The sequence below is a fragment of the Pseudomonas sp. Nvir genome (assembly GCF_963778085.1).
Classification (GTDB): domain Bacteria; phylum Pseudomonadota; class Gammaproteobacteria; order Pseudomonadales; family Pseudomonadaceae; genus Aquipseudomonas; species Aquipseudomonas juntendi.
This window is the reverse complement of sequence record NZ_CAVZVN010000040.1, coordinates 1-1,027: the sequence shown is the minus strand read 5'-3', so window position 1 is coordinate 1,027 and position 1,027 is coordinate 1. Positions and strand designations below refer to the sequence as shown.

At 57.7% G+C, this 1,027-nt stretch carries 1 protein-coding gene; it reads left to right on the top strand.

Annotated elements, in window-relative coordinates; translation table 11 throughout:
* Positions 1-1,027, top strand: a 1,027-nt coding sequence (locus tag AACG97_RS00305) for an amino acid permease (protein WP_338463249.1), incomplete at both ends; no start/stop codon positions are given.

The following is a 1,027-nucleotide window of genomic DNA, read 5'->3' as shown; positions in this document are numbered from 1 at the left end:
ATCGGCACTGGGTTATTTATGGGTTCTGGCAAAACTATCAGCCTTGCCGGGCCATCTATTATTTTTGTTTATATGATTATCGGTTTTATGCTGTTTTTCGTTATGCGAGCCATGGGCGAATTACTGCTGTCGAACCTCGAATATAAATCCTTCAGCGATTTTGCGGCCGATCTGCTGGGGCCGTGGGCGGGCTACTTTACCGGCTGGACCTATTGGTTCTGTTGGGTCGTCACCGGAATGGCGGACGTAGTGGCGATCACCGCCTACGCGCAGTTCTGGTTTCCCGGACTCTCCGACTGGGTCGCCTCGCTGGCGGTGATCCTGCTGCTGCTGGGCCTGAACCTGGCCACCGTCAAAATGTTTGGCGAAATGGAGTTCTGGTTCGCGATGATCAAAATCGTCGCCATCGTGGCGCTAATCGTCGTCGGCCTGGTGATGGTCATGATGCATTTCAAATCGCCGACCGGCGTCGAAGCCTCTTTCGCCCATCTGTGGAATGACGGCGGCTGGTTCCCGAAAGGGCTGAGCGGCTTCTTTGCCGGCTTCCAGATTGCGGTGTTCGCCTTCGTGGGGATTGAGCTGGTGGGGACCACCGCCGCCGAAACCAAAGACCCGGAGAAATCCCTGCCACGGGCGATTAACTCCATCCCGCTGCGTATCATTATGTTCTACGTCTTCGCGCTGATTGTGATTATGTCGGTGACGCCGTGGAGCTCCGTGGTGCCGAGCAAGAGCCCGTTCGTCGAGCTGTTCGTGCTGGTCGGCCTGCCGGCGGCAGCGAGCCTGATCAACTTTGTGGTGCTGACTTCCGCAGCCTCCTCGGCCAACAGCGGCGTGTTCTCTACCAGCCGTATGTTGTTCGGTCTGGCGCAGGATGGCCAGGCGCCGAAGATGTTCGCCAAGCTGTCGAAGCGTGCGGTGCCGGCGAAGGGTTTAACCTTCTCCTGCATGTGCCTGCTGGGCGGTGTGGTCATGCTGATGGTCAACCCGAGCGTGATTGCCGCGTTCACCATGATCACCACGGTGT